Below are 22007 nucleotides of genomic sequence, written 5' to 3'. Positions count from 1 at the left end.
ACCCAAGGATTCGAGTAACCGCTATGCCAAAACGTACAGACATCAAAAGTATCCTGATCCTCGGCGCCGGCCCCATCGTCATCGGCCAGGCCTGCGAGTTCGACTATTCCGGCGCCCAGGCCTGCAAGGCCCTGCGCGAGGAAGGTTTCCGCGTCATCCTGGTGAACTCCAACCCGGCCACCATCATGACCGACCCGGCCATGGCCGACGCCACCTACATCGAGCCGATCAAATGGGCCACCGTGGCCAAGATCATCGAGAAGGAACGTCCGGACGCGCTGCTGCCGACCATGGGCGGCCAGACCGCGCTGAACTGTGCGCTGGATCTGGAGCGTCACGGCGTGCTGGAGAAGTTCGGCGTCGAGATGATCGGTGCCAACGCCGACACCATCGACAAGGCCGAAGACCGCTCGCGCTTCGACAAGGCGATGAAGGACATCGGCCTGGCTTGCCCGGTATCGGGTATCGCCCACAGCATGGAAGAAGCCTACGGTGTGCTCGAGAAGGTCGGCTTCCCGTGCATCATCCGTCCGAGCTTCACCATGGGCGGCACCGGCGGCGGTATCGCCTACAACCGCGAAGAGTTCGAGGAAATCTGTACACGTGGTCTGGACCTGTCGCCGACCAACGAGCTGCTGATCGACGAGTCGCTGATCGGCTGGAAGGAATACGAGATGGAGGTGGTCCGCGACAAGAAGGACAACTGCATCATCGTCTGCTCCATCGAGAACTTCGACCCGATGGGCGTGCACACCGGTGACTCGATCACCGTGGCACCGGCCCAGACCCTGACGGACAAGGAATACCAGATCCTGCGTAACGCCTCCCTGGCGGTGCTGCGCGAGATCGGCGTGGAAACCGGCGGCTCCAACGTGCAGTTCGGCATCTGCCCGAACACTGGTCGTATGGTCGTCATCGAGATGAACCCGCGCGTATCGCGTTCCTCGGCACTGGCTTCCAAGGCCACCGGCTTCCCGATCGCCAAGATCGCCGCCAAGCTGGCCGTGGGTTACACCCTCGACGAACTGCAGAACGACATCACCGGCGGTCGTACCCCGGCGTCGTTCGAGCCGGCCATCGATTACGTGGTCACCAAGATCCCGCGTTTCGCTTTCGAGAAATTCCCCAACGCCGACGCCCGCCTGACCACTCAGATGAAGTCCGTCGGTGAAGTCATGGCCATCGGCCGGACCTTCCAGGAATCCCTGCACAAGGCGCTGCGCGGTCTGGAAGTTGGCGTTGCCGGCTTCGATCCGAAGCTCGATCCGGCTGACCCGGAAGCCGAAAGCACCCTCAAGCGCGAGCTGATCGTGCCGGGCGCCGACCGTATCTGGTACGTGGGCGACGCCTTCCGTGCCGGCAAGACCGTCGAGGAAGTGTTCGAGCTGACCCGCATCGATGAATGGTTCCTGGTGCAGATCGAAGACCTGATCAAGGACGAGCAGCGCATCCAGACCCTGGGCCTGTCGAGCATCGACCGCGACCTGATGTTCAGCCTCAAGCGCAAGGGTTTCTCCGATGCGCGCCTGGCCGCGCTGCTCGGCGTCACCGAGAAGAACCTGCGCAGCCATCGTCACAAGCTCAAGGTGCTGCCGGTCTACAAGCGCGTCGACACCTGCGCCGCCGAGTTCGCCACCGACACCGCCTACATGTACTCGACCTACGAGGAAGAGTGCGAGGCCAATCCGAGCAGCCGTGACAAGATCATGATCCTCGGTGGCGGCCCGAACCGCATCGGCCAGGGTATCGAGTTCGACTATTGCTGCGTACACGCCGCGCTGGCCATGCGTGAAGACGGTTACGAGACCATCATGGTCAACTGCAACCCGGAAACCGTCTCCACCGACTACGACACCTCCGATCGCCTCTACTTCGAACCGGTGACCCTGGAGGACGTGCTGGAAATCGTCCGCGTCGAGCAGCCCAAGGGCGTGATCGTCCAGTACGGCGGCCAGACCCCGCTGAAGCTGTGCCGCGCCCTGGAAGAGGCGGGCGTGCCGATCATCGGCACCAGCCCGGACGCCATCGACCGCGCCGAAGACCGCGAGCGCTTCCAGCAGATGGTGCAGCGCCTCGGCCTGCGTCAGCCGGCCAACGCCACCGCGCGCAGTGAAGAAGAAGCGCTGACCCTGTCCAAGAACATCGGCTACCCGATGGTGGTGCGTCCGTCCTACGTGCTGGGCGGCCGGGCGATGGAAATCGTCTACCAGGAAGAAGAGCTCAAGCGTTACATGCGCGAAGCGGTAAAGGTTTCCAACGACAGCCCGGTGCTGCTCGACCGCTTCCTCAACTGCGCCATCGAGGTGGACGTGGACGCAGTCAGCGACGGCGAGATCGTGGTGATCGGCGCGATCATGCAGCACATCGAGCAGGCCGGCGTTCACTCCGGTGACTCGGCGTGCTCGCTGCCGCCGTACTCGCTGCCGGCGCACATCCAGGACGAGATCCGCGACCAGGTCAAGAAGATGGCTCTGGAGCTGGGCGTCGTCGGCCTGATGAACGTGCAGATGGCCGTGCAGGGCGAGGACATCTACGTGATCGAGGTCAATCCGCGTGCCTCGCGTACCGTGCCGTTCGTGTCCAAGTGCATTGGCGAGTCGCTGGCCAAGGTGGCTGCCCGCGTGATGGCCGGCAAGAGTCTGGCTGAACTGGGCTTCACCCAGGAAATCATCCCGCCGTTCTTCAGCGTCAAGGAAGCGGTGTTCCCGTTCAACAAGTTCCCGGGTGTCGACCCGATCCTCGGCCCGGAAATGAAGTCCACCGGTGAAGTGATGGGCGTTGGCGACAGCTTCGGCGAGGCGTTTGCCAAGGCGCAGCTCGGTGCCAGCGAGATCCTGCCGAACTCCGGTTGCGCGTTTATCAGCGTGCGTGAAGACGACAAGCCGGAAGCCGTACGGGTCGCCCGCGATCTGGTCGCGCTGGGCTTCGAAGTGGTGGCCACTGCCGGCACCGCCAAGGTGATCGAAGCGGCTGGTCTGCCGGTACGCCGCGTCAACAAGGTGACCGAGGGCCGTCCGCACGTGGTCGACATGATCAAGAACGACGAAGTCACCCTGATCATCAACACCACCGAAGGCCGTCAGTCCATCGCTGACTCCTACTCCATTCGTCGTAACGCTCTGCAGCACAAGATCTACTGCACCACCACCATTGCGGCGGGGCAGGCGGTCTGCGAGGCGCTCAAGTTCGGTCCCGAGAAGACCGTGCGCCGTCTGCAGGATCTGCACGCAGGAATCAAGGCATGAACAAGTACCCCATGACCATTCAGGGCGCTCGCGCCCTGGAAGAAGAGCTGGCGCACCTGACCAAGGTGCGTCGCCCGGCGCTCAGTCAGGCGATCGCCGAGGCCCGTGAGCTGGGTGACCTCAAGGAAAACGCCGAATACCATGCCGCCCGCGAGGAGCAGGGCATGGTCGAGGCGCGTGTGCGTGACATCGAAGGCCGCCTGCAGAATGCGGTGATCATCGACGTCACCACTATTGCCCATACCGGCAAGGTGATCTTCGGCACCACCGTGGAAATCGCCAACGTCGAGACCGACGAGAGCGTGACCTACCAGATCGTTGGCGAGGACGAAGCCGACATCAAGCAGGGCAAGATTTCCGTGGGTTCGCCCATCGCTCGCGCCCTGGTGGGCAAGAGCGAAGGTGACGTGGTTGGTGTCAACACGCCCAGTGGCTTGGTCGAGTACGAGATTGTCGAAGTTCGCCACATCTGACCGGATGGCTGCGCGTGACAGCGCAGCCAACGCCTGGATGCTGCTGCAAACCCTCTGGGTCGGCGGCATCTGGATCCTGCACTTTCTGGTGCTGCCGGGGCTCGCTAGTGTCGGTCTGGCGTCCTTGCTGATCGAAGAAGTCGCGCGCACTCTGGTGCCGCAGATGGTCGGCATTACGCTGGGTGCAGCGCTGCTGCAGCTCTTGCTGCTGGTTCGTCAGTGTGGAATGTCGGCGCTGTGGCGAGTGCGCAGCGGGCAATTGCTGCTCGCGGTGCTGGTCGTCTCGCTGGCCTTTCTGGTTTCGCTGGTGCTGTGGCCGCAGGCGCTGCGCTGGCAACTGTTCAGCTACCTGCTGCTGGCGTTCTTCGGCGTGTTGCTGGTGTTGCAGCCTGTGCCGCGCAAGAGCGGGGCAGCCGACCCGTAGGTCGGCTGAGCATCTGAATCAGCCCTGATAACGGCTGATGTTGGACAGGTTGCGATTGGCCTTGGGGTTCTTGCGGTACAGCAGCGCCATCTTGCCGATGACCTGCGCCAGTTCGGCATTGCCGGCCTTGCACAGTTCTTCGATCACCGCCAGGCGGTCGTCACGTTCGGCGACACGCACCTGGATCTTGATCAGTTCATGGTCGTTCAGCGCGCGTTCGAGTTCGGCCGCTACGCCTTCGGTAACACCGTTGTCGGCGACGATCAATACCGGTTTCAGGTGGTGGCCGATAGATTTGAACTGTTTCTTCTGCTCTTGAGTGAGCGGCATAATCTGAACCCTGCGTATTAATCTGGGAAAGCGGGCTATTTTAACCGAGCCGCCCGAGGCCCGCCCAGTTATTCATTCTGTTCTCTCGAGGTGTTGTGTGGCCCGTTCCAAGACCAGCCAGCGTTGGCTGAAAGAGCATTTCGACGATCCGTACGTCAAAATGGCGCAAAAGGACGGCTACCGTTCACGCGCCAGTTACAAGCTTTTAGAGGTGCAGGAGAAGGATCGCATCCTGCGGCCCGGTATGACCGTGGTCGACCTCGGCGCTGCGCCGGGCGGTTGGTCCCAGGTTACCAGCCGGGTGATCGGCGACAAGGGCCGGCTGATCGCCTCCGACATCCTGGAGATGGACAGCATCCCGGACGTCACCTTCATTCAGGGCGATTTCACCGACGACGCCGTGTTCGCCCGGATTCTCGAGGCCATCGACAATAATCCCGTCGACCTTGTGATTTCCGATATGGCCCCCAATATGAGTGGGGTGAGGGCCGCCGATCAGCCGCGCGCGATGTACTTGTGCGAGCTGGCGCTGGATCTGGCTGGCCGGGTGCTCAAGCCCGGCGGCGATTTCCTGATCAAGATCTTCCAGGGCGAGGGTTTCGACGAGTACCACAAGGAGGTGCGCCGTCAGTTCGACAAGGTGCAGATGCGCAAACCCCTGTCGTCCCGTGACCGCTCCCGCGAGCAGTATCTGCTGGCCCGAGGCTTCAAGGGGCCGGTGGCCGAGTAAAACCAATGGCGTGGTTGTCAGTCCAAGCCAAGACGCGCATCGTAATGGGCAGACGTCTCATAAAGGGTTACAGACGGTGTCAGCCACGAGCGGGCGTTTGTAGTAAGTTAGATCGGTTTATAACTGGTCGTCATGCGAAGCACGCTTCGGCAAGGGGCCTGCTTCAGAGGGTAGCTAATTGAACGACATGGCAAAGAATCTGATCCTGTGGCTGATCATCGCCGCCGTCCTCGTCACGGTGATGAACAACTTCTCCAGCCCCAGTGAGACCAACAAGCTCAACTACTCGCAATTCATCGAGCAGGTGCAGAGCGGTGGGGTCAAGCGCGTCACCGTCGATGGCTACATCATCAGCGGCCTGCGTTCCGACGGCTCCTCGTTCGAAACCGTGCGCCCGGCGATCCAGGATAACGGCCTGATCAAGGATCTGATGGACAACAACGTCGAGATCGTTGGCAAGCAGCCAGAGCAACAGAGCATCTGGACTCAGCTGCTGGTCGCCAGCTTCCCGATTCTGGTGATCATCGCCGTGTTCATGTTCTTCATGCGCCAGATGCAGGGCGGTGCAGGCGGCAAGGGCGGGCCAATGAGCTTCGGCAAATCCAAGGCGCGCCTGCTCTCCGAAGATCAGGTCAAGACCACCTTTGCTGACGTCGCCGGCTGCGACGAGGCCAAGGAAGAGGTCAGCGAGCTGGTCGAGTTCCTGCGCGATCCGGGCAAATTCCAGCGTCTGGGCGGTCGTATTCCTCGCGGCGTGCTGATGGTCGGCTCGCCAGGTACCGGTAAGACACTGCTGGCCAAGGCCGTTGCCGGCGAAGCCAAGGTGCCGTTCTTCACCATTTCCGGTTCCGATTTCGTCGAGATGTTCGTCGGTGTCGGTGCTTCCCGCGTGCGCGACATGTTCGAGCAGGCCAAGAAACATGCCCCCTGCATCATCTTCATCGACGAGATCGACGCCGTCGGTCGCCACCGTGGCGCTGGCATGGGCGGTGGTCATGACGAGCGCGAGCAGACCCTCAACCAGCTGCTGGTGGAGATGGACGGTTTCGAAATGAATGACGGCATCATCGTCATCGCCGCCACCAACCGTCCGGACGTGCTCGATCAGGCCCTGCTGCGTCCGGGTCGTTTCGACCGTCAAGTGGTCGTCGGCCTGCCGGACATCCGCGGCCGCGAGCAGATTCTCAACGTGCACATGCGCAAGATCCCGATGGGCGAAGACGTCAAAGCTGCGGTCATCGCCCGTGGTACGCCGGGCTTCTCCGGTGCCGACCTGGCCAACCTGGTCAACGAGGCGTCGCTGTTCGCTGCCCGCGCGGGCAAGCGACTGGTGGAGATGAAAGAGTTCGAACTGGCCAAAGACAAGATCATGATGGGCGCCGAGCGCAAGACCATGGTCATGTCCGACAAGGAAAAGCTCAACACCGCGTATCACGAGGCGGGCCACGCCATTGTCGGTCGCCTAGTGCCCGAGCACGATCCAGTCTACAAGGTCACCATCATTCCCCGCGGCCGCGCCCTGGGCGTAACTATGTTCCTGCCCGAGGAAGATCGCTACAGCCTCAGTAAGCGCGCGCTGACCAGCCAGATCTGTTCGCTTTACGGCGGCCGTATCGCCGAGGAAATGACTCTGGGCTTCGATGGCGTCACCACCGGTGCGTCCAACGACATCATGCGGGCCAGCCAGATCGCTCGGAACATGGTCACCAAGTGGGGGCTTTCCGAAAAACTCGGTCCACTTCTGTATGCCGAAGACGAAGACCAGCCCTTCCTGCGCGGTGGTGGCGGTTCCTCCGGTGCCAGCGTGTCGGGTGAAACTGCCAAGCTGATCGACTCCGAAGTGCGCGCAGTCATCGACGGCTGCTACAACACTGCCAAGCAGATTCTGACCGACAACCGCGACAAGCTCGATGCCATGGCCGAAGCGCTGATGAAGTTCGAGACCATCGACATCGATCAGATCGATGACATCATGAGTGGTCGCCCAGTGCGCGAACCGAAGGACTGGACGGGCGGCGGCAACGGTGCCGGCACGCCTTCTGCCAAGCCTGACGAAGCGGATCGTCCCGAGAAGCCCATCGGCGGTCCTGCTGCCGAGGTATAAAAGTCTTCTCATGTCTCTTGTGCAAAAAAACAACCGGCTGCCTTGTGGCAGCCGGTTTCTTGATTTAAGCCGTCCGCAAGTGATGGGCATCCTCAACGTCACCCCAGATTCCTTTTCCGACGGTGGTCGCTTCGCTCTTCGCGATACGGCGCTACGGCACGCCGAAGGCATGGTGCGTGCCGGTGCGACGCTGATCGATATCGGCGGCGAATCCACGCGTCCCGGCGCTGCGCCGGTGTCGGTGGTCGAGGAGTTGGAGCGGGTCGCGCCCATGGTGGAGGCGGTCGCCGCCGAACTGGACGTGATCATCTCCGTGGATACTTCCACGCCCGAGGTGATGCGCGAGTCGGCCAGGCTGGGTGCCGGGTTGATCAACGATGTTCGCTCGCTGCAGCGTGAGGGTGCGCTGCAGGCTGCTGCCGAAAGCGGTTTGCCGGTGTGCCTGATGCATATGCGGGGCGAGCCAACGACCATGCAGCAAAGCCCTCAGTACGATGACGTGCTACAAGCCGTGGCCGATTTTCTGCGCGAGCGACTAGCCGTCTGCGAGGCGGCCGGTATCCCGGCGCAGCGCATCGTGCTCGACCCTGGTTTCGGCTTCGCCAAGACCTTGGAGCACAACCTCAGCCTGTTCAGGCGTATGCCGGCGTTGCAGGAATTTGGTCTGCCGCTGCTGGTCGGCGTGTCACGCAAGAGTATGATTGGCGCCGTGCTGGGCCGCGAGGTCGATGGTCGTCTGTACGGCAGCCTGGCCCTGGCGGCCCTGGCGGTCGCCAAGGGCGCGCATATCCTGCGCGTGCACGATGTGGCGGAAACCGTGGACGTGGTGCGCATGGTCGCTGCGGTCGAAGCGGCGCAGTGAATAGAAAAAGGGAGTTGTCGTTTTGAGTCGCAAGTATTTTGGCACCGACGGTATCCGTGGGCGCGTCGGTCAGTACCCCATCACGCCGGACTTCATGCTCAAGCTGGGCTGGGCCGCCGGTATGGCGTTTCGCAAACAGGGCAAGTGCCGCATTCTGATCGGCAAGGACACGCGCATTTCCGGCTACATGTTCGAATCGGCACTCGAGGCGGGGCTCTCCGCAGCGGGTGCTGACGTGATGTTGCTGGGGCCGATGCCGACGCCAGCGATCGCCTATTTGACGCGCACCTTTCACGCCGAGGCTGGCATCGTTATCAGTGCTTCGCACAATCCGCACCACGACAACGGCATCAAGTTCTTCTCAGGGCAGGGCACCAAGCTGCCGGATGAAGTCGAGCTGATGATCGAAGAACTGCTCGATGCGCCTATGACCGTGGTCGAGTCCGAGCAGCTCGGCAAGGTATCGCGAATCAACGACGCCGCCGGCCGCTATATCGAATTCTGCAAGAGCAGTGTGCCGACCAGCACCAACTTCTCCGGGTTAAAGATCGTGCTCGACTGCGCCCACGGTGCAGCCTACAAGGTCGCGCCGGCGGTATTTCAGGAGCTTGGCGCCGAGGTTTCAGTATTGTCGGCCCAGCCCAACGGGCTGAATATCAATGCCGATTGCGGTTCGACCCATATCGAGAACCTTCAGGCCGAAGTGACGGCGCGTCACGCTGACCTGGGTATTGCCTTCGATGGTGATGCCGATCGAGTATTGATGGTCGATCACACTGGTGCCGTGGTGGATGGCGATGAGCTGCTCTTCATCATCGCCCGGGATCTGCAGGCCCGCGGCAAGCTGCAGGGCGGTGTCGTGGGTACGCTGATGAGCAATCTGGGCCTGGAGCTTGCGCTCAAGGAGCTGGATATTCCTTTTGTGCGAGCCAATGTCGGTGACCGCTACGTGATCGCCGAGCTGCTCGAGCGCGGCTGGCAGGTCGGCGGTGAGAATTCGGGTCATCTAGTGTGCTTCCAGCATGTGACGACTGGCGATGCCATCGTTGCTGCGCTGCAGGTGCTTCTAGCCATTCGTCGCCGCGGTCAGAGCCTGGCGGAAGCCCGTCAGGGGCTGCGCAAGTGCCCGCAAGTATTAGTCAATGTGCGTTTCGGCGGTGGCGTCGATCCGCTCAAACACCCGGATGTACAGGCGGCCAGCGACAGTGTGACCGAACGCATGGCTGGGCGTGGCCGGGTGCTGCTGCGCAAGTCCGGTACCGAGCCACTGGTGCGGGTAATGGTCGAAGGCGAGGACGAAACTCAGGTTCGAGCCTATGCCGATGAATTGGCTGAAATTGTCTCGCGCGTCTGTGCTTGATTCGGCTTGCCAGTCCACAAGCGGTTGGGTAACATCTGCGCCCTCTTTGACCAACGAGGTAAAGCATGCGTCGCTCAATGGTTGCTGGTAACTGGAAAATGCACGGTACCCGCGCCAGTGTCGCAGAGCTGATCGATGGTCTGAATCGGCAGTCACTGCCTGCCGATGTCGAGGTTGCGGTGTTTCCTGTCAGTGTTCATCTCGGCCAGGTTGTCGAGGGGGTCAGTGGTCTTGCGGTGTCGGTAGGCGCCCAGGATTGCGCCGTCGAAGCGGGGCAGGGTGCATTGACCGGAGAGGTGTCGAGCGATCAGTTGCGCGATGTCGGTTGCGAGTTGGTGCTGATCGGTCATTCCGAGCGTCGCCTGATTCTGGGTGATAGCGAAGAGCAGGTCGTACGCAAGTTCGCGGCGGCTCAGGTCGCAGGGCTGGTGCCGGTGCTGTGCGTTGGGGAAACCCTGGAGCAGCGCGAGGCAGGTGAAACCCTCAAGGTGGTTGCCGGTCAGCTCGATAGTGTGATCGATGCGCTGGGTGTTTCGGTGCTTGCTGGTGCGGTTGTGGCATATGAGCCGGTCTGGGCAATTGGTACCGGGCTGACGGCGACGCCTCAGCAAGCGCAGGACGTGCATGCGGCCATTCGTGCGCAAGTCGCAGCGAAAGACCCGCAGGTAGCGGGTGGTTTGAGAATTCTTTACGGCGGCAGCGTCAAGGCCGCCAATGCAGCCGAGCTTTTCGGCATGCCTGATATCGATGGGGGGCTTGTGGGTGGGGCCTCTCTGAATGCGGATGAGTTCGGTGCGATTTGTCGCGCTGCAGGAAACTAAGAATATGCTGGAAACAGGCGTTGTAGTTCTTCATCTGCTGGCTGCGATCGGCGTGGTTGTGCTGGTTCTGCTGCAGCAGGGTAAAGGTGCCGATGCAGGTGCTTCGTTCGGCGCGGGTGCTTCCAATACCGTTTTCGGTAGCCAAGGAAGTACTACCTTTCTGAGTCGAGTTACTGCTATACTCGCCGCCAGTTTTTTCATTACCAGCTTGGGGTTAGCGTATTTTGCTAATCAAAAGTCTGATACACTGGGTCAGGCTGGTTTGCCGGATCCGGCGGTGATGGAAGCGCCGCAGAGCAGCAAGCCTGCGGAAGATGTACCGGTGCTTGAGCAACAACAAGCGCCAGTTTCGGGAGAGCAAGACGTACCTCAGGCTCCCGAAACGAAGTAAGTGTCAAATTGCCGAGGTGGTGGAATTGGTAGACACGCTACCTTGAGGTGGTAGTGGCCATAGGCTGTAGGGGTTCGAGTCCCCTTCTCGGTACCAATTAAACAGAAAAGCCCGCTGCATGCGGGCTTTTCTGTATTTGGGGGTTGGTTGACCCGTGTGGCGTTTCAGCCGTATAATCCGCTCCCAGTTTTAGCGCGGGGTGAACAGTCCGGTAGCTCGTCGGGCTCATAACCCGAAGGTCTTTGGCTCAAGTCCATCCCCCGCAGTCGGTTTTCATTGAGCCCCTTTCAAGGGGCTTTTTGTTACTTGGCAGACAGATTTTCCGCCGTCTGGGCGGTCTTGTAGATGGGCGTTTCGCCCATTTTTTATTTGCACAGCATGCGCGAGGGGTTCAGGTGTCGAGCAAGCTAGAACAGTTGCAGGCCTTGGTGGCCCCAGTAGTCGAAGCGCTTGGCTACGAATGCTGGGGTATCGAGTTCCTGTCTCAGGGGCGGCACTCGCTGCTGCGTATCTACATCGATCATGCCAACGGCATTCTTATCGACGATTGCGAGAAGGTCAGTCGGCAGATCAGTGGCGTTCTCGACGTCGAGGATCCCATCAGTGCCGAATACACTCTCGAGGTATCGTCGCCTGGCATGGATCGGCCACTGTTTACGTTGGCTCAGTTCGCCAGTCACGTCGGCGAGCAGGTGAAAATCAAGTTGCGCTCGCCGTTCGAAGGGCGCCGCAACTTCCAGGGTCTGCTCCGTGGTGTGGAGGAAGAGGACGTGGTGGTGCAGGTGGATGACCACGAGTTTCTTTTGCCGATCGACATGATCGACAAGGCCAACATTATCCCCCGATTTGATTGAGACACGGATCCTGCGGGATCGGAATGTGTGGATCCCAATGGATTGCGAAAGGCGAGGCGTACGATGAGCAAAGAAGTACTGCTGGTTGTTGAGTCGGTATCCAATGAAAAGGGCGTACCGGCCGCTGTGATTTTCGAGGCGCTCGAGTTGGCGCTGGCCACAGCGACCAAGAAACGTTTTGAAGACGAAGTCGAACTGCGTGTGTCGATCAATCGTCAGAGTGGTAACTACGAGACCTTCCGTTGCTGGACCGTGGTCGACGAAGAAAACTTCGAAGACCCGGCTCATCAGGTAACGACCGACATGCCGCGTGCTGTCGAGGCCAATGCCAAGGTCGGCGACGTGCTCGAGGAGAAGATCGAATCCATCGAGTTCGGTCGTATCGCTGCGCAGACCGCCAAGCAGGTCATCGTGCAAAAGGTTCGTGAAGCCGAGCGCGCCCAGGTGGTCGAAGCCTACCGCGAACGGTTGGGTGAGATCATCGCCGGTACCGTCAAGAAGGTGACCCGCGACAGCGTCATCGTTGATCTGGGTGCCAACGCCGAGGCCCTGCTGGCGCGCGAAGACATCATCCCGCGTGAGACTTTCCGTGTCGGTGTGCGCCTGCGTGCACTGCTCAAGGAAATCCGCACCGAGAACCGCGGCCCTCAGCTGATCCTGTCGCGTACCGCGCCGGAAATGCTGATCGAGCTGTTCCGCATCGAAGTGCCGGAGATCGCTGAAGGCCTCATTGAGGTCAAGGCCGCCTCCCGAGACCCGGGTTCGCGCGCCAAGATCGCGGTGCGTTCCAAGGACAAACGCATTGATCCGCAGGGTGCCTGCATCGGCATGCGCGGTTCGCGCGTTCAGGCTGTTTCCGGCGAGCTGGTTGGCGAGCGTGTGGATATCGTGCTGTGGGACGACAACCCGGCGCAGTTCGTCATCAACGCGATGTCGCCGGCCGAAGTCGCGGCGATCATCGTCGATGAAGATGCCCACGCGATGGACATCGCCGTTGGCGAAGACAACCTGGCGCAGGCGATTGGTCGTGGTGGCCAGAACGTGCGCCTGGCTAGCCAACTGACTGGCTGGACGCTGAACGTGATGACCGAGGCGGACATCCAGGCCAAGCAGCAGGCCGAGACCGGCGATATCCTGCAGGGCTTCATCGACGAGCTGGAAGTCGACGAAGAGCTGGCCCAGGTGCTGGTCGAAGAAGGCTTCACCAGCCTGGAAGAAATCGCCTACGTGCCGATGGAAGAGATGCTCAGCATCGATGGTTTCGACGAAGAAATCGTCAACGAACTGCGCTCTCGGGCGAAGGATCGTTTGCTGACCAAGGCTATCGCCACGGAAGAAAAACTGGCAGACGCCCAGCCGGCCGAAGACCTCCTCGAAGTCGAGGGTATGGACAAAGGTTTGGCGCAGGAACTGGCAGTACGCGGGGTGGTTACCCGTGAAGACCTGGCCGAGCAGTCGATCGACGACCTGCTCGACATCGACGGCATCGACCAAGAGCGTGCCGGCAAGCTGATCATGGCCGCCCGAGCCCACTGGTTCGAGTAAGTTTTACGGCCTGAGGAGAGAAGTGCATGACGCAAGTCACGGTGAAAGAACTGGCCCAAGTGGTCGACACACCGGTAGAGCGCCTGCTGCAGCAGATGCGAGAGGCGGGTTTGCCGCACAGCAGTGCCGAGCAAGTTGTCACCGATAACGAAAAGCAGGCCCTGCTTGCTCACCTGAAGAGCAGCCACGGCGACAAGAAAGCCGAGGAACCGCGCAAGATTACCTTGCAGCGCAAGACCACCAGCACCCTCCGGGTTGCTGGTAGCAAGACCATCAGCGTTGAAGTGCGTAAGAAGAAGACCTTCGTCAAGCGCAGCAACGAAGAGATCGAAGCCGAGAAACAGCGCGAGCTCGAAGAGCAACGTGCTGCGGCGGAAGCTGCTCGCCTGAAGGCCGAGGAAGAAGCCAAGCGCCAGGCCGAAGAAGAAGCCAAGCGTCAGACGGCTGCAGCCCCGGCTGAGCGCGCTGTCGAAGCGACTGCGGCTCCGGCCACTGTCGATGCGCCAGTTGCCCCGGTTGTCGAGGAGCGCAAGAAAGAAGAGCCACGTCGTCCCGATAAGGCACGTAGCGACGATGCCGATCGTCGTGGTGGTGAGCGCAAGACCACTCAGCACCGCCCGACCGTCAAGGAAAAGGCACCTGCTCCACGTGTGGCGCCGCGTACCATCGACGAAGAGAGCGATGGCTTCCGTCGCGGTGGCCGTGGCAAGTCCAAGCTCAAGAAGCGCAACCAGCATGGCTTCCAGGCTCCGGCCGGCCCGGTGGTGCGTGAAGTGTCGATCGGCGAGACCATCACCGTGGGCGAACTGGCCCAACAGATGTCGGTGAAGGCTGCTGAAGTCATCAAGTTCATGTTCAAGATGGGCACGCCTGCCACCATCAACCAGGTGCTGGACCAGGAGACCGCTCAGCTGGTCGCCGAAGAGCTCGGCCACAAAGTCAAGCTGGTCAGCGACAACGCGCTCGAAGAGCAGTTGGCCGAGTCCCTGAAGTTCGAAGGTGAGGCGATTTCCCGTGCGCCGGTGGTGACCGTAATGGGTCACGTCGACCATGGTAAGACCTCGCTGCTCGACTACATTCGTCGTGCCAAGGTCGCGTCCGGTGAAGCCGGTGGTATCACGCAGCATATTGGTGCCTACCACGTGGAAACCGAGCGCGGCATGGTGACCTTCCTCGATACCCCTGGTCACGCTGCGTTCACTCAGATGCGCGCCCGTGGTGCCAAGGCTACCGACATCGTCATCCTCGTGGTGGCGGCCGATGACGGCGTGATGCCGCAGACCCAGGAAGCGGTTCAGCACGCGAAAGCGGCTGGCGTGCCGATCGTGGTCGCGGTTAACAAGATCGACAAGCCCGATGCCAACCCGGACAACATCAAGAACGGCCTGGCCGCACTCGACGTGATTCCGGAAGAGTGGGGCGGCGACGCACCCTACGTGCACGTCTCGGCCAAGATGGGTACAGGCGTGGACGAACTGCTCGAAGCAGTTCTGCTGCAGGCCGAAGTGCTCGAACTCAAGGCCATGCCGACGGCGCCTGGCCGTGGCGTGGTCGTCGAATCGCGTCTGGACAAGGGCCGCGGCCCTGTAGCCACCGTTCTGGTCCAGGACGGTACGCTGCGCCAGGGCGACATGGTGCTGGTCGGCTCCAACTACGGCCGCATCCGCGCCATGCTGGACGAAAATGGCAAGCCTGTTAAGGAAGCCGGCCCGTCCATCCCGGTCGAGATTCTCGGCCTGGACGGCACGCCTGAAGCCGGCGACGACATGACCGTCGTCGCCGACGAGAAGAAGGCTCGTGAGGTTGCGCTGTTCCGTCAGGGCAAGTTCCGCGAAGTGAAACTGGCTCGTGCCCACGCCGGCAAGCTGGAGAACATCTTCGAGAGCATGGGCCAGGAAGAGAAGAAAACCCTCAACATCGTTCTCAAGTCCGATGTGCGTGGTTCTCTCGAGGCACTGCAGGGCTCGCTCAGCACCCTGGGCAACGACGAAGTGCAGGTGCGCGTGGTCGGTGGCGGCGTCGGTGGTATCACCGAGTCCGATGCCAACCTGGCCCTGGCGTCGAACGCCGTGCTGTTCGGCTTCAACGTCCGTGCTGACGCTGGTGCGCGCAAGATCGTCGAGGCCGAAGGCCTGGACATGCGCTACTACAACGTCATCTACGACATCATCGAGGACGTCAAGAAGGCGCTCACCGGTATGCTCGGCAGCGACGTTCGCGAGAACATCCTCGGTATCGCCGAAGTGCGCGACGTATTCCGTTCGCCGAAGTTCGGTGCGGTCGCCGGTTGTATGGTGGTCGAGGGTACGGTTTACCGTAACCGTCCGATCCGCGTACTGCGCGACGACGTGGTGATCTTCGAAGGCGAGCTGGAGTCCCTGCGTCGCTTCAAGGACGATATGGCCGAAGTGCGTAACGGCATGGAGTGCGGTATTGCCGTGAAGAGCTACAACGACGTCAAGGTCGGCGACAAGATCGAAGTGTTCGAGAAAGTCCAGGTGGCTCGCAGCCTGTAATCGCGAGTCGCAACACGCAACGCCCGGCCCCGCATCTGCGCGGCCGGGCGTTTGCCGCTTTTGAGTCCGCTGCTTTTGCAGGCAGCGAGACGAGTGGAAGGTAGCAACGATGGCAAAAGACTACAGCCGTGCCCAGCGTATCGGCGACCAGATTCAACGCGAATTGGCGCAGCTGATTCGTACCGAAGTCAAAGACCCGCGGCTGGGTGGCCTGGTCACCGTTACCGCGGTCGATGTCAGCCGTGACGCCAGCCATGCCAAGGTGTTCGTCACCGTCATGGGCGCCGAGCCGCAGGAGGGTTCCGACCCCATTGCGCAGAGCCTCAAGGTGCTGAACGACGCCAGTGGTTTCCTGCGCATGCAGCTGGGCAAGGCGATGAAGCTGCGCAGCGTGCCGCACCTGCGTTTCCATTACGATGAAAGCATCGTGCGTGGTGCCCAGTTGTCGGCGCTGATCGAGCGTGCGGTGACCGAGGACAGCAAGCACGTTGACAGCGACACCGAGGCCAAGGAGTAAGCGCGTGGCCCAGGTTAAACGTATTCGTCGCAAGGTCGACGGCATCATCCTGCTCGACAAGCCCAAGGGCTTCAGCTCCAACGCGGCGTTGCAGAAGGTGCGCTGGTTGCTCAATGCCGAGAAGGCCGGGCACACCGGTAGCCTCGATCCGCTGGCCACCGGTGTGCTGCCGTTGTGCTTCGGCGAGGCGACCAAGTTCTCCCAGTACCTGCTCGATGCCGACAAGGGCTATGAGACGGTCATGCAGCTCGGCGTGACCACCACCACGGCCGATGCCGAGGGTGAGGTGATCGAGCGCCGCGAAGTGAATGTCGAAGCTTCGGACATCGAGGCGCTGCTGCCGCGTTTTCGCGGTGACATCCGCCAGGTGCCGCCGATGTATTCGGCGCTCAAGCGCGATGGCCAGCCGTTGTACAAACTTGCGCGTGCCGGAGAAGTAGTGGAGCGCGAGGCGCGTTCTGTTACTATTGCGCGCCTGGAGTTGCTGAGCAGCGCGGCCGACAAGGCGAGCCTGGCGGTGGACTGCAGTAAAGGTACCTATATCCGTACGCTGGTCGAGGATATCGGGCATCTGCTGGGCTGTGGTGCCCATGTCACCGAGCTGCGCCGTACCAAGGCCGGCCCGTTCGACCTGTCCCAGAGCGTCAGTCTGGATGAACTGCTGCAGGCCCATGAAGAGGGTGGCAACGAAGCCGTCGATCGCTTCCTGCTGCCGGTGGACAGCGGGCTGGAGCATTGGCCGCTGCTGAGCTTTTCGGAGCACAGTTCGTTCTATTGGCTGCAAGGGCAGCCGGTTCGCGCCGCGGACGCGCCGAAGTTCGGCATGGTTCGGGTGCAAGATCACAATGGTCGCTTCATCGGTATCGGTGAAGTGAGCGAAGACGGGCGCATTGCGCCGCGTCGTCTGATTCGGTCCGCGTGACCGTGGCGAACCGTTTCGGCGGTTCGTAACGAGGGTGGCTGTCAATAGGCACGGTCATACCTCCTTTTAAAACACGGGAAGCGATTCCCGGCCTATTGAGACTGCCCTTGCGACTGTCTCCAGATGAGAGGATGCCCACATGGCACTCAGCGTTGAAGAAAAAGCCCAGATCGTTAACGACTACAAGCAAGCTGAAGGCGATACCGGTAGCCCGGAAGTCCAGGTTGCTCTGCTGTCCGCCAACATCAACAAGCTGCAAGGCCACTTCAAGGCCAACGGCAAAGACCACCACTCGCGTCGTGGCCTGATCCGTATGGTCAACCAGCGCCGCAAGCTGCTGGACTACCTGAAGGGTAAGGACACCAGCCGTTACAGCGCCCTGATCGGTCGCCTGGGTCTGCGTCGCTAAGCAATGCTTAGTCGTCGTTGACCGCAAAAGCTGGAAGTGGGCTCGCCCCGCTTCCAGCTTTTGCGTTTATGCTTCATCCGTTTTACGCCGTACCGAAGCCTTAAGTCGCTTCATCTCAGGACAGCGCCGGGCCGACTCCCGAAGCGATTGCCCACGAATTCGCAAGAAACCGTTTCCCCAAAGGCAACAGAGAGAAGGAAAACACCGTGAACCCGGTAATCAAGAAATTTCAATTCGGTCAGTCGACCGTAACCCTCGAGACTGGCCGTATCGCCCGTCAGGCCTCCGGCGCCGTGCTGGTCACCGTCGACAACGACGTAACCGTGCTGGTCACCGTGGTAGGCGCCAAGTCGGCTGACCCGAGCAAAGGCTTCTTCCCGCTGTCCGTGCACTACCAGGAAAAGACCTACGCAGCCGGCAAGATCCCTGGCGGCTTCTTCAAGCGTGAAGCGCGCCCGAGCGAGAAGGAAACCCTGACCTCGCGCCTGATCGATCGTCCGATCCGCCCGCTGTTCCCGGAAGGCTTCCAGAACGAAGTGCAGGTCATTTGCACCGTGGTCTCCACCAGCAAGAAGACCGATCCGGACATCGCTGCGATGATCGGCACCTCCGCTGCCCTGGCCATCTCCGGCATTCCGTTCGACGGCCCCATCGGTGCCGCCCGTGTTGCCTATCACCCCGAGACCGGCTACCTGCTGAACCCGAACTACGAGCAGCTCAAGGCGTCGAGCCTGGACATGGTCGTGGCCGGCACCAAAGACGCCGTACTGATGGTCGAATCCGAAGCCAAAGAGCTGACCGAAGACCAGATGCTGGGTGCCGTGCTGTTCGCCCATGACGAATTCCAGGCCGTTATCCAGGCCGTTACCGAGCTGGCCGCCGAAGCGGGCAAGCCGCGTTGGGACTGGCAGCCTGCTGCTGCCAACACCAGCCTGCTGGACGCCATCCGCGCCGAGTTCGGTGCCGCGATCTCCGACGCCTACACCATCATCATCAAACAGGATCGCTATGCGCGCCTGGGCGAGCTGCGTGACCAGGTGGTTGCCAAGTTCTCTGGTGAGGAAGGTCAGCCGAGCGCTGGCGAAGTCAAAGACGCCTTCGGCGAAATCGAATACCGCACCGTGCGCGAGAACATCGTCAACGGCAAGCCGCGTATCGATGGTCGTGACACCCGTACCGTACGTGGCCTGAACATCGAAGTCGGTGTGCTGGACAAGACCCACGGTTCGGCCCTGTTCACCCGTGGCGAAACCCAGGCGCTGGTCGTGGCCACCCTCGGTACCGCCCGCGACGCACAGCTGCTCGACACCCTCGAAGGCGAGAAGAAAGACCCCTTCATGCTGCACTACAACTTCCCGCCCTACTCGGTGGGCGAGTGTGGTCGCATGGGCGCCACTGGTCGTCGTGAGATCGGTCACGGTCGTCTGGCTCGTCGTGGCGTTGCTGCCATGCTGCCGAGCGCTGACGAGTTCCCGTACACCATCCGTATCGTCTCGGAGATCACCGAATCCAACGGTTCGTCCTCCATGGCCTCCGTTTGCGGCGCTTCCCTGGCGCTGATGGACGCGGGTGTACCGATGAAGGCGCCGGTTGCCGGTATCGCCATGGGTCTGGTCAAGGAAGGCGAGAAATTCGCCGTTCTGACCGACATCCTCGGTGACGAAGACCACCTGGGCGACATGGACTTCAAGGTAGCTGGTACCGCCAATGGCGTCACCGCGCTGCAGATGGACATCAAGATCCAGGGCATCACCGAAGAGATCATGGAGATCGCCCTGAATCAGGCCCTGGAAGCGCGCCTGAACATCCTCGGCCAGATGAACCAGGTGATCGCCCAGTCGCGCAGCGAGCTGTCGGCCAACGCCCCGACCATGCTGGCGATGAAGATCGATCAGGACAAGATCCGTGACGTCATCGGCAAGGGCGGCGCCACCATCCGCGCCATCTGCGAAGAGACCAAAGCCTCGATCGACATCGAAGACGACGGCTCGATCAAGATCTTTGGCGAAACCAAGGAAGCCGCCGACGCTGCCAAGCAGCGCGTACTTGCGATCACCGCCGAGGCCGAGATCGGCAAGATCTACGTCGGCAAGGTTGAGCGCATCGTCGACTTCGGCGCCTTCGTCAACATCCTGCCGGGCAAGGACGGTCTGGTGCACATCTCCATGCTCAGCGATGCGCGCGTAGAGAAGGTCACTGACATCCTCAAGGAAGGTCAGGAAGTAGAAGTGCTGGTGCTGGACGTGGACAACCGCGGCCGTATCAAGCTGTCCATCAAGGACGTCGCCGCCGCCAAGGCCTCGGGTGTCTGATCCGGGCTGAAGTCGCGTAACGAGAAAGCCAGTCAGGGTGACCTGACTGGCTTTTTTATTATCCGTCGTCTGGCTGGCCGGCTTCTCTTGGCATTCTGCTGTGTTGAAACCAGCGGCTGGGATAAGGTGGCGCTTTTTCTGGAGAAGCCTATGGCATCCGTTATGGTTGCTGCCCAGTGTGTGGTTCGCGCTGGCGATCTCGAGGCCAATCTGGCCATGCATATACGTTTCATGCAGCACGCCGCTGAGCAGGGTGCCAGGTTGCTGGTTTTTCCTGAGTTATCGCTAACGGGATACGAGCCGACCTTGGCATGTGGCCTGGCGCAGGGGCCTGACAGCGGCCTGTTCGACCCTTTGCGCAGTATGGCCAGGGAGGCGGAGATGACCACGGTAGTCGGTGTTCCGCTACGTGTGCCTGGTCTCGACAAACCGCAAATCGCGGCCTGTGTCCTCAAAGGCGACGGTTCTCTGGGCGTATACACCAAGCAGCACCTGCATGCGGGAGAGGAGGTGTTCTTCTGTCCGGGGGCCGGCGGCGAGTTGCTGTGTATCGATGATCGGGCAGTGGCCTTGTCGGTATGCGCCGACTTCAGCCGCGCTGAGCATCCGGCTCAGGCCGCTGAGCGTGGCGCGCAAATTTACGCCTCCAGTGTGCTGATCGGCGAGGGCGGCTACACCCATGACAGTGCATTGCTGCAGGGGTATGCGTAGCGTCATGGCATGGCTGTGCTGATGGTCAATCACGGTGGACCGACGGGTGGTTGGGCGGCAGCCGGGCGTAGCGCATTCTGGGATGAGCAGGGGCGCTGCGTTGCCGCAACAGCCGGCACGTGCAATCGTCTGCTGGTCATATCCAGGCAGGCCGATGGCTGGCACGGGCGCGATATCGTGCTGGCCTGCTGAACCGTCAGGCATAAAAAACGCCAGTCAGGCTCGGCCTAGCTGGCGTTTTTTATGGGGTGTGGCGGTCAGTCGGTGTACTGGAACAGCTTGATGACTTTCTGCACGCCCGAGGTGTTCTGCACCACGTTGCTGGCCGCGTTGGCCTCCTGGCGGCTGACCACGCCGAGCAGGTAGACGATGCCGTTTTCGGTGATCACCTTGACGCGGCTGCCCGGCACGCCGCTGTCGGCGAGCATCTGGGTCTTGATCTTGGTGGTCAGCAGCGAGTCGTTGCTACGTGCCAAGAGTGAGCTAGGCTGCTGTACCTGCAGCTCGTTATGTACCTTACGTACGCCCTGAACGCGGCGGGCGGCCTGCTCGGCGGTAGATTTCAGTTCAGCGCGGGGCGTTTGCCCGGCAAGCAGAATCACGCCGTTGTAGCTGGTCACCACGATGTGCGAGGTGGGGCTGGCAAGGTCGGCGTGAGCGCGGCTGATGGCGTTGGCCACATCCGGGCCGACGAACTGGTCGTCGATCTTGTTGCCAATGCTGCGGCTGCCGCAACCGCCCAAGATCAAGCTCAATGCCAAGGCGGCGAAGATCAGTGGTGAACGGGTCATTCTTCACTCCCAAACAGTTGACTGTCGATAAGGTCGCACAAGCAGTGGATGGCCAATAGATGGACTTCCTGAATGCGCGCCGTGACCTTCGACGGCACGCGAATTTCGACATCTTCGGGCAGCAGCAGCGAGGCCATGCCGCCGCCGTCGCGGCCAGTCAGGGCGACCACGGTCATTTCCCGGTCATGGGCAGCCTGGATGGCTTGAATGACGTTGGCGGAGTTGCCGCTGGTGGATATGGCCAGCAGCACGTCGCCGGGTTGACCCAGGGCGCGGATCTGCTTGGAAAAGACTTCGTTATAGCTGTAATCGTTGGCGATCGAGGTGATCGTCGAGCTGTCGGTAGTCAGGGCGATCGCCGGCAGGCTGGGGCGCTCGCGCTCGAAGCGGTTGAGCAGCTCCGAAGAAAAGTGCTGCGCATCGCCGGCCGAGCCACCATTGCCGCAGGAGAGAATCTTGCCCTCGCTGAGCAGCGCCTGAACCATCACCTGGCTGGCGTGCTCGATGAACGGAGGCAGCACCTCCATGGCGTGGTGCTTGGTTTCGATGCTGGCTTGAAACAGCTGGCGAATACGGGCTTGCATGTCCATGTAGAGCTTTGACCTTGACTATAACGAGGCCGCGGCCGCTGGGCGCGTGGCGCTGTCGTTGGAAAGGGCGGTGAATCAGGGCATCTCAGCGAGCAAGTGC

At 61.3% G+C, this 22007-nt stretch carries 19 protein-coding genes, 2 tRNA genes and 1 pseudogene; 19 read left to right on the top strand and 3 right to left on the bottom strand.

What is annotated here, in order from left to right:
- Positions 1-23 precede the first annotated feature (23 nt).
- From carB to BM279_RS12450, 3 genes are read left to right on the top strand one after another with little or no spacing between them, the layout of a single operon-like run.
- Positions 24-3245: a carbamoyl-phosphate synthase large subunit gene (carB, locus tag BM279_RS12460; RefSeq protein WP_093504143.1), complete on the top strand. Its 3222-nt coding sequence runs from the start codon at positions 24-26 to the stop codon at positions 3243-3245.
- A complete protein-coding gene (gene greA / locus BM279_RS12455) occupies positions 3242-3718 on the top strand; it encodes a transcription elongation factor GreA (RefSeq protein ID WP_093504142.1) in 477 nt (158 codons plus the stop codon). The genes carB and greA overlap by 4 nt, the downstream gene beginning before the upstream one ends.
- Before the next feature lie 4 nt (positions 3719-3722).
- Positions 3723-4142: a DUF4149 domain-containing protein gene (locus tag BM279_RS12450; protein WP_093504141.1), complete on the top strand. Its 420-nt coding sequence runs from the start codon at positions 3723-3725 to the stop codon at positions 4140-4142.
- Between the two features lie 18 nt (positions 4143-4160).
- Here BM279_RS12450 and yhbY read toward each other — a convergent pair whose 3' ends face one another.
- Positions 4161-4472, bottom strand: a complete 312-nt coding sequence (gene yhbY / locus BM279_RS12445) for a ribosome assembly RNA-binding protein YhbY (protein WP_093504140.1) — start codon at positions 4470-4472, stop codon at positions 4161-4163.
- Between the two features lie 97 nt (positions 4473-4569).
- Here yhbY and rlmE point away from each other — a divergent pair, with 97 nt between their 5' ends.
- The 16 genes and pseudogenes from rlmE to BM279_RS12365 all read left to right on the top strand — a co-directional run bounded on the left by rlmE (position 4570) and on the right by BM279_RS12365 (position 20718).
- On the top strand, positions 4570-5202 hold the full coding sequence (gene rlmE, locus BM279_RS12440; protein ID WP_093504139.1) for a 23S rRNA (uridine(2552)-2'-O)-methyltransferase RlmE: 633 nt from the start codon (positions 4570-4572) through the stop codon (positions 5200-5202).
- A gap of 178 nt (positions 5203-5380) precedes the next feature.
- Complete coding sequence (gene ftsH, locus BM279_RS12435) at positions 5381-7306, top strand: ATP-dependent zinc metalloprotease FtsH (protein ID WP_093504138.1); 1926 nt, start codon at positions 5381-5383, stop codon at positions 7304-7306.
- Between the two features lie 10 nt (positions 7307-7316).
- Complete coding sequence (folP, locus tag BM279_RS12430; RefSeq protein ID WP_093504137.1) at positions 7317-8168, top strand: dihydropteroate synthase; 852 nt, start codon at positions 7317-7319, stop codon at positions 8166-8168.
- Positions 8169-8190: 22 nt separating this feature from the next.
- Entirely contained in the window at positions 8191-9528 is a 1338-nt protein-coding gene (gene glmM / locus BM279_RS12425) for a phosphoglucosamine mutase (RefSeq protein WP_093504136.1), read from the top strand.
- Positions 9529-9593: 65 nt separating this feature from the next.
- The gene (gene tpiA, locus BM279_RS12420) at positions 9594-10349 is read left to right on the top strand and encodes a triose-phosphate isomerase (protein ID WP_093504135.1); all 756 of its coding nucleotides are present in this window, start codon (positions 9594-9596) and stop codon (positions 10347-10349) included.
- 4 nt (positions 10350-10353) lie between these two features.
- The gene (gene secG / locus BM279_RS12415; protein WP_093504134.1) at positions 10354-10740 is read left to right on the top strand and encodes a preprotein translocase subunit SecG; all 387 of its coding nucleotides are present in this window, start codon (positions 10354-10356) and stop codon (positions 10738-10740) included.
- A gap of 10 nt (positions 10741-10750) precedes the next feature.
- Positions 10751-10836 (top strand) — tRNA-Leu (locus tag BM279_RS12410).
- Positions 10837-10933: 97 nt separating this feature from the next.
- Positions 10934-11006: transfer RNA gene (locus BM279_RS12405), tRNA-Met, on the top strand.
- Between the two features lie 129 nt (positions 11007-11135).
- Complete coding sequence (rimP, locus tag BM279_RS12400; protein WP_093504133.1) at positions 11136-11594, top strand: ribosome maturation factor RimP; 459 nt, start codon at positions 11136-11138, stop codon at positions 11592-11594.
- Positions 11595-11657: 63 nt separating this feature from the next.
- A complete protein-coding gene (gene nusA / locus BM279_RS12395; protein WP_093504132.1) occupies positions 11658-13139 on the top strand; it encodes a transcription termination factor NusA in 1482 nt (493 codons plus the stop codon).
- A gap of 26 nt (positions 13140-13165) precedes the next feature.
- Positions 13166-15655 carry a translation initiation factor IF-2 gene (infB, locus tag BM279_RS12390; RefSeq protein ID WP_093504131.1) on the top strand — a complete coding sequence of 830 codons (2490 nt, stop codon included), beginning with the start codon at positions 13166-13168 and terminating at the stop codon, positions 15653-15655.
- Between the two features lie 109 nt (positions 15656-15764).
- Entirely contained in the window at positions 15765-16172 is a 408-nt protein-coding gene (gene rbfA / locus BM279_RS12385) for a 30S ribosome-binding factor RbfA (RefSeq protein ID WP_013792669.1), read from the top strand.
- Positions 16173-16176: 4 nt separating this feature from the next.
- Positions 16177-17094, top strand: coding sequence for a tRNA pseudouridine(55) synthase TruB (truB, locus tag BM279_RS12380; RefSeq protein WP_093504130.1), 918 nt, complete (start codon positions 16177-16179; stop codon positions 17092-17094).
- 139 nt (positions 17095-17233) lie between these two features.
- A complete protein-coding gene (gene rpsO, locus BM279_RS12375; RefSeq protein WP_042554902.1) occupies positions 17234-17503 on the top strand; it encodes a 30S ribosomal protein S15 in 270 nt (89 codons plus the stop codon).
- A gap of 206 nt (positions 17504-17709) precedes the next feature.
- Entirely contained in the window at positions 17710-19815 is a 2106-nt protein-coding gene (gene pnp, locus BM279_RS12370) for a polyribonucleotide nucleotidyltransferase (protein WP_093504129.1), read from the top strand.
- 150 nt (positions 19816-19965) lie between these two features.
- A pseudogene (locus BM279_RS12365) lies at positions 19966-20718 on the top strand (carbon-nitrogen hydrolase family protein).
- Positions 20719-20783: 65 nt separating this feature from the next.
- On the opposite strand, the gene BM279_RS12360 reads toward BM279_RS12365, so the two are convergent.
- Positions 20784-21317 carry a BON domain-containing protein gene (locus tag BM279_RS12360; RefSeq protein ID WP_093504128.1) on the bottom strand — a complete coding sequence of 178 codons (534 nt, stop codon included), beginning with the start codon at positions 21315-21317 and terminating at the stop codon, positions 20784-20786.
- Complete coding sequence (locus BM279_RS12355; protein ID WP_013792664.1) at positions 21314-21907, bottom strand: phosphoheptose isomerase; 594 nt, start codon at positions 21905-21907, stop codon at positions 21314-21316. The genes BM279_RS12360 and BM279_RS12355 overlap by 4 nt, the downstream gene beginning before the upstream one ends.
- Positions 21908-22007 lie beyond the last annotated feature (100 nt).

This window comes from Phytopseudomonas straminea, from assembly GCF_900112645.1.
Lineage (GTDB): Bacteria > Pseudomonadota > Gammaproteobacteria > Pseudomonadales > Pseudomonadaceae > Aquipseudomonas > Aquipseudomonas straminea.
Note: the sequence above shows the minus strand (reverse complement) of the source record. Positions and strands in the feature narration are given on the sequence as shown.